The following is a 6425-nucleotide window of genomic DNA, read 5'->3' as shown; positions in this document are numbered from 1 at the left end:
TTTTCCGCTCCGTTTCCGGCGCTTCGTTCATCCAACTCGCTGGTGTCTTCTGCGGCTTGACGCCCCGTCCGACGTTTCAAACTCTAGCCGATCCCCGCTCCGAAAAGCGAATCGACCGCAATCCAATAAAACGAACACGCCGAATAAGAACCAAGCCGCGACAAGACGCGACCCAGCCCGAACCAGGAAATGGTGTTTCAAAAGGATTGGCCGCCCCGGGACCGTCCGCGCCGATGCGTGTCCGGTGCTCCCTGCCGAGCGACTAGAGAACACTACCCCTGGTCGGCGTCGCGGGCAAGCCGCTGCCGGCGACGGTCCGGGTGCAGAGTGCGCGGCCGGCTTTCACGTACTCGCCGTTGGGGTGGTCGTTGCCGGTCACCCAGTGGCGGGCGGTGGCCTCGTCGCGGCCGCCGTCGCGGTGGCGGCGGAGCAGGCGCTCCTCGCGGAGGGCGTCGTCGGTGTCCACGTACCAGAGTTCACGCAGCAGGCGGCGGGCCTCCGGCCACGGGGCGTCGGTGGAGGCGAGGTAGTTGCCCTCGGTGATGACGAGGCGGGTGTGCGGGCGGACGACGTGGCGGGCGGCGACCGGTTCGTCGAGGGTGCGGTCGAAGTCGGGGGCGTAGATGTCCTGGAAGCGGTCGGCGGCGATGCGGCGCAGCAGGGCCACGTAGCCGTGGGCGTCGAAGGTGGCGGGGGCGCCCTTGCGGTGGGTCAGGGCGAGGCGGTCCAGTTGGGCGGCGGACAGGTGGAAGCCGTCGAGCGGGACGTACGCGGCGCTGCCGGGGCCCTCGGCGCGTTCGATCTCGGCGACCAGGTGCCGGGCCAGGGTGGACTTGCCGGCGGCGGGCGGGCCGGCAAGTCCGAGGATCGTGCGGGCGTTGCTGCCCGGGCCCCGGAGGAAGCCGAGGGCGAGGGCGGTGAGGCGGTCCTCGTTCATGGCCGCACCCTACTCACCTCCGGCACGGGCCTCACCGCTCGGCGAGGGCGGGCACCTCCAGGGTGAGGGTGCCGGCGTCGGCGTCGAGGACGGCGGGGACGCCGAGCGGGACGGTCAGGGTGGAGGGGCAGTGGCCGAAGCCGAGTTCCCAGATGACGGGTATGCCGAGCGGGCCGAGGCGGTCGAGCATGACGTCCCGGACGCGGTCGAGCCGTCCGCAGCCGTCCCAGGAGCCGAGCGCGATGCCGGCGACCCCGTCGAACGCACCGGAGCGCAGGAACTGGGTGAGGAGCCGATCGAGCTGGTACGGCTGCTCGTGGACGTCCTCCAGGATCAGGATGCCGCCGGCGTAGGAGGGCCGGGCGGCGGGCGTGCCGCGCTCGGCCGCGAGGACGTGGAGGCAGCCGCCCGCGGTGACGCCCCGGGCGCGGCCGGGGACGAGGGTGGTGGCGGTCAGTGAGGTGAGCACGGTGGTGGCCGTGGGCTCGAAGAGGGTGCGGCGCAGGTGCTCGGCGGTCGGTCCGTCGGTGATGAAGGAGCCGGCCGCGCTCATCGGCCCGTAGAGGGTGGCGATGCCGAGCCGCTGGGCGAAGGCCTCCTGGAGGGAGGAGACGTCGCTGAAGCCGATGAACGGCTTGGGCGGGACGGCGCGCATGGCGTCCCAGTCGAGCAGGTCGACCATGCGGTGGACGCCGTAGCCGCCACGGGCGCAGATGACGGCGTCGACGGTGGGGTCGAGCCAGGCGGACTGGAGGTCGGCGGCGCGGTCGGCGTCGGTGCCGGCGAGGTAGCCGAGGGTGGGGTGGGCGTCGAGGACGTGCGGGGCGACGGTGACCCGCAGGCCCCAGGAGCGGAGGACCGCGCAGCCGTCGGTGAGCCGCTGGGAGTCGATCGGGCCGCTGGGGGCGACGACGGCGATGTGGTCGCCGGGGCGCAGGTGTGGCGGGCGGGTCAGACCCTGGCCGGGCGTGGTCGGGTGCTGGTCCATGGGCCGGGACGCCTTTCGGGGGAGGCCGGGTACGGGCGGCCTCGGCGTGGTCGAGGCCGCCCGGTGACGATATGCCCCCGTGTCGACGGGCCGATGTCCGCGAGCCGACGTCTTCGGGCCGAAGGTGCCCCGAAGGTGCGCCGGAGGTGCGGGGCGGTTCTTCAGATCGCCCCCATCACCTTCCTGACCTCGTCGAGGGTGGCGTCGGCGACGGCGTTGGCGCGTTCGGCCCCGTCGCACAGGACCTGGCGCAGGTGGCCTCGGTCGGCGGCGAGTTCGGCGCGGCGGGCGCGCAGGGGGCGGAGGTACTCGTTGACGGAGTCGGTGACGGTGCGCTTGAGCGCGGCGGCCCCGCCGTCACCGATTTCCTCGGCGATCTCCTCGGGTGCGCGGTCCTGGCAGAGCGCGGCGAGCAGGATGAGGCCGGAGACCTCGGGCCGGTTGGCCGGGTCGTAGTCGATCCGACGGTCGGCATCGGTCCTGGCGCCGCGGATGATCCGGGCGGTCTCGTCCTCGGTCGCGCCGAGGGGGACGGAGTTGCCCCGGCTCTTGCTCATCTTGCCGCCGTCGGTGCCGAGCAGCAGCGGGGCGTCGGAGAGCAGTGCGCGGGGGGTGGGGAAGACGGCGCCGCCGTCGGCGTGCGGGTAGCGCTCGTTGAAGCGGCGGGCGATGGTGCGGGCGACTTCGAGGTGGGGCAGCTGGTCCTGGCCGACCGGCACGAGGTTCGCCTTGCAGAAGAGGATGTCGGCGGCCTGGTGGGCGGGGTAGGTGAACATCAGCCCGTTGACGGCGGACTGGCGGGAGTGCGCGATCTCGTCCTTGACGGTGGGGTTGCGGTTCAGTTCGGCGACGCTGACCAGGCTGAGGAAGGGCAGCAGCAGTTGGTTGAGGGCGGGGACGGCGCTGTGCGCGAAGATCGTGGCGCGGTCGGGGTCGAGGCCGGCCGCGAGGTAGTCGAGAACGAGGTTCTCGGTGTGCTCGGCGAGCCGGTCGGCGATGTCCCGGTCGGTGATGACCTGGTAGTCGGCGATCACGACGAACATCTCGACGCCCTGGTTCTGGAGCTGGACGCGGTTGTGCAGGGTGCCGAAGTAGTGGCCGAGGTGCAGCGGTCCGGTGGGGCGGTCCCCGGTGAGGACGCGGTGGCCGGCCGGATCGGCGGTGAAGGTGGCGGTGGTCGCCACGGACGGGGTCGTCGCGGTCGTCTCGGTGGTCATCGGGTTTCTCCTCGGTACGGCGGTGGTGGCGGCCGTCCGGGGCGGGGGCCCGTTCCGTGGGAAACGCGAAAGGGCCGTCCATTCCGGACGGCCCTGGTCAAGCGGGTGGGGTGGCCGTCCCTCAGGACGGCCACCAGCACTGGCCCGCGTAGAGCTTCATGCGGTCGAGGATAGCGTCGGTGCCCGGCGGCGTGGTCGGCTTTCGGCGCTCCCGGTCCTCCCGGTCCTGTCGGTCCTCTCAGTCCTCGACGACCAGCGCGGGGGTGTCCTTGCGCAACGTCTCGCCGCGGAAGAACTCCGGCCGGGCCAGCCCGTAGCAGGTCATCAGGACGGCGCCGAGCAGCAGGATGCCGACGCCGATGACGAACACCGAGCCGATGCCGAAGACGGCGCCGCTGCCGTAGTCCGGGTTCCAGGCGTCGGTGAGGGTCTGCAGGAAGACCCCGCTCAGCAGCACGCCGCCGAGCAGCGGGGCGATGCCCTTGAGGAACAGGTCGCGGGGGCCGGTGCGCAGCGAGCGGCGGAAGTACCAGACGCAGGCGAACGCGGTCAGCGCGTAGTAGAAGCAGATCATCAGGCCGAGCGCCAGGATGGTGTCCTGGACGACGTTCTCGCTGATCAGGCTCATGCCGACGTAGAAGACGGCGGTGGCGATGCCGGCCGCGACGGTGGCGTACCCGGGGGTGCGGAAGCGCGGGTGGACGGCGCCGAAGCGCGGCGGCACGGCACGGTAGGCGCTCATCGCGAGCAGGGTGCGGGCCACCGGGATAAAGGTGGTCTGGAGGCTGGCGGCGGCGCTGGCGACGACGGCCAGGAAGAGCAGGACGCTCCACGGCGAGCCGAGGACCGGGCGGGCGAGCGCGGCGAAGACGTTGTCGGAGGTCTCCGGGTTGCTGAGGCCGAAGCCGGTGGAGCCGACGCCCGCGAACATCTGGGCGGAGATCGCGACCAGCAGGTACGAGCCGACCAGGGTGACCATGGAGACCATCGCGGCGCGGCCGGGGGTCTTGGCGCTGCCGAGGGTCTCCTCGTTCATGGTGAGACAGGTGTCCCAGCCCCAGTACATGAAGATCGACAGTGACAGGCCGGCGGTGAAGGCGCTGAAGGAGCTGACCTGGAGCGGGTTGAGCCAGGAGAACGAGAAGCCGATCGAGTCGGGCAGGTCGCCGGCGGCGGCCTTGCCGACGGCGATGGCCGAGAAGAGCACCAGCACGGCGAGTTGGAGGCCGACCAGGCTGTACTGGAACCACTTGGTGGCGGTCATCCCCCGGTAGCTCATCGCGGTGGCGCCGGCGATCAGCAGGACGACGGTGAGCAGGTGGACGGCCTGGTTCTGGTCGAGTTCGGCGACCCAGCTCCTGCCGGTCATCTCGCCGAGCATCAGGTAGAGGAACTCGGTCGCGACCCCGGCCAGGTTGGACAGCACGATGATGGTCGCGACGGTCAGGCCCCAGCCGGCCATCCAGCCGACCCGGGGGCCGAAGGCCTTGACCGTCCAGGTGAAGGACGTGCCGCAGTCCGGGAAGTCCTTGTTCAGCTCCTTGTAGGCGAACGCGACGAGCAGCATCGGCAGGAAGCCGGCCAGGAACACGGCGGGCATCTGGACGCCGACCGCGGTGACGGTCGGCCCGAGTGTCGCGGTCAGGCAGTAGACCGGGGCGACCGTGGAAACGCCCAGGACCACACTGCCCAGCAGGCCCACCGAGTTGCCCCGTAGACCCTTGTCCCCCGCTCCCCCAGCTGTCCCCTGGTCGGGGACTCCACCACTGATGCCACTGACCGGGGCACCCTGCGGAGCGCCGGGCGCCATTGCCCGGCCGCTGCTTCCGTGCTCTGAGAGCTGCTGATCAAACACCAGCGCACCCTAGGCGCGAGCATGGAAGGTTGAGTAGACCAACCCTTGGTGATCTAAACCACTTGCTTCGATTCGTTCTCGGCGAAGGCCGTCAAGGTGCAGCATTAACGGCGCGTTAAGCGGTGTACCTTGGTTTCAAAGGATCAGGGTCAAGAGAATTTCTCCCTTATGTCAAGGTTTGAGATGGTTCACCCCCGGCCCGGACGGGTCGCCACGTCCCCCCTCGGACGCTTCGGATAGGTTTGCCTCACCTAACCTCGATTCGAAGGAGCGTCGCGTGGCCCCCCACCCCGACGACCTGGTCCTCGTCCCCCGCACCCCCTCCCGCCGCAGGTTCCTCTCCGCCGGGATCGCCGGCGGGGCGGTCCTCGGCCTCGGCGGACTGCTCACCGCCTGCGGCAGCTCCGGCGGCTCGGGCGGCAACGGCGGCTCCGGCGGCGCGACCCCCGGCACCGGCGGCGCATCGCCCGACCAGAAGTCGGTCAAGCAGGGCGGCGACGACTACGCCACCGTGATCGAGAAGATGAAGGGCTTCGGCACCGACGCCGCCCCCGGCGTCTACCCGCGCACCGTCAAGCACGCCATGGGCGAGACCGTCATCCCCGCCAAGCCCACCCGGGTCGTGGTCCTGGACACCGGCGAACTCGACAACGTCGTCGCACTCGGCATCCAGCCGGTCGGCATCGTCTACACCGACGGCTCCAAGTCCCTGCCGTCCTACCTCAAGGACAAGGCCGGCAACCCGGCCAACGTCGGCACCATCAACAGCCTCAACCTGGAGGCCATCGCCGCGCTCAAGCCCGACCTGATCCTCGGCAGCCAGCTGCGCGCCCAGGACCAGTACGCGCAGCTTTCCAAGATCGCGCCGACCGTCTTCTCGCTGCGCCCCGGCTACCCCTGGAAGCAGAACTTCCAGCTCAACGCCAGCCCGTTCGGCCTGGAGGCCGAGGCCAAGACCCAGCTCGACGCGTACCAGGCGGCCGCCACCGCGATCGGCGCCAAGCTCGGCGACAAGCGGCCCACCATCACGCCGCTGCGCTTCATGCCCGGCCGGACCCGGCTGTACGCCGAGCTGTCCTTCATCGGCACCATCCTCACCGACGTCCCGCTGCCGCAGCCCAAGATCGAACAGGTCAAGGAACTCGCGGTGGAGGTCAGCCCGGAGCAGATCGACAAGGCCGACGCCGACTGGATCTTCTACGGCGTGTACGGCAGCCCCAGCTCCACCAACCAGGACGCGGTGCTCGGCGGCGCGCTCTGGAAGACCCTCGGCGCGGTCAAGTCCGGTCAGGCCCGGCCGGTTTCGGATGAGACCTGGTTCCTCGGGCTCGGTGTCATGGCCGCCAACGCGGTGCTCGCCGACCTCAAGGGCTTCGTCGCGCCCGGCACTTGAGTCGACACGGGGCGTAGGGGCGGGCAGTGGTCTCG

At 70.8% G+C, this 6425-nt stretch carries 5 protein-coding genes; 1 reads left to right on the top strand and 4 read right to left on the bottom strand.

Annotated features, from left to right (window positions below):
* Window positions 1-262: 262 nt before the first annotated feature.
* From AB0P03_RS09350 to AB0P03_RS09335, 4 genes are all read right to left on the bottom strand, one after another.
* Complete coding sequence (locus tag AB0P03_RS09350; protein WP_363628191.1) at window positions 263-937, bottom strand: nucleoside/nucleotide kinase family protein; 675 nt, start codon at window positions 935-937, stop codon at window positions 263-265.
* A 31-nt stretch (window positions 938-968) separates the two neighbouring features.
* Window positions 969-1925 carry an LD-carboxypeptidase gene (locus AB0P03_RS09345; protein WP_363628189.1) on the bottom strand — a complete coding sequence of 319 codons (957 nt, stop codon included), beginning with the start codon at window positions 1923-1925 and terminating at the stop codon, window positions 969-971.
* A gap of 161 nt (window positions 1926-2086) precedes the next feature.
* Entirely contained in the window at window positions 2087-3142 is a 1056-nt protein-coding gene (gene trpS / locus AB0P03_RS09340) for a tryptophan--tRNA ligase (RefSeq protein ID WP_363583534.1), read from the bottom strand.
* 238 nt (window positions 3143-3380) lie between these two features.
* On the bottom strand, window positions 3381-4952 hold the full coding sequence (locus AB0P03_RS09335) for an APC family permease (protein WP_363583536.1): 1572 nt from the start codon (window positions 4950-4952) through the stop codon (window positions 3381-3383).
* Between the two features lie 322 nt (window positions 4953-5274).
* Between AB0P03_RS09335 and AB0P03_RS09330 the strand changes: the two genes are divergently transcribed.
* On the top strand, window positions 5275-6390 hold the full coding sequence (locus AB0P03_RS09330) for an iron-siderophore ABC transporter substrate-binding protein (protein ID WP_363628187.1): 1116 nt from the start codon (window positions 5275-5277) through the stop codon (window positions 6388-6390).
* Window positions 6391-6425: the final 35 nt, after the last annotated feature.

This window comes from Kitasatospora sp. NPDC088779 (assembly GCF_040685395.1).
Classification (GTDB): domain Bacteria; phylum Actinomycetota; class Actinomycetes; order Streptomycetales; family Streptomycetaceae; genus Kitasatospora.
This window is presented reverse-complemented; position numbering and strand designations above follow the sequence as displayed.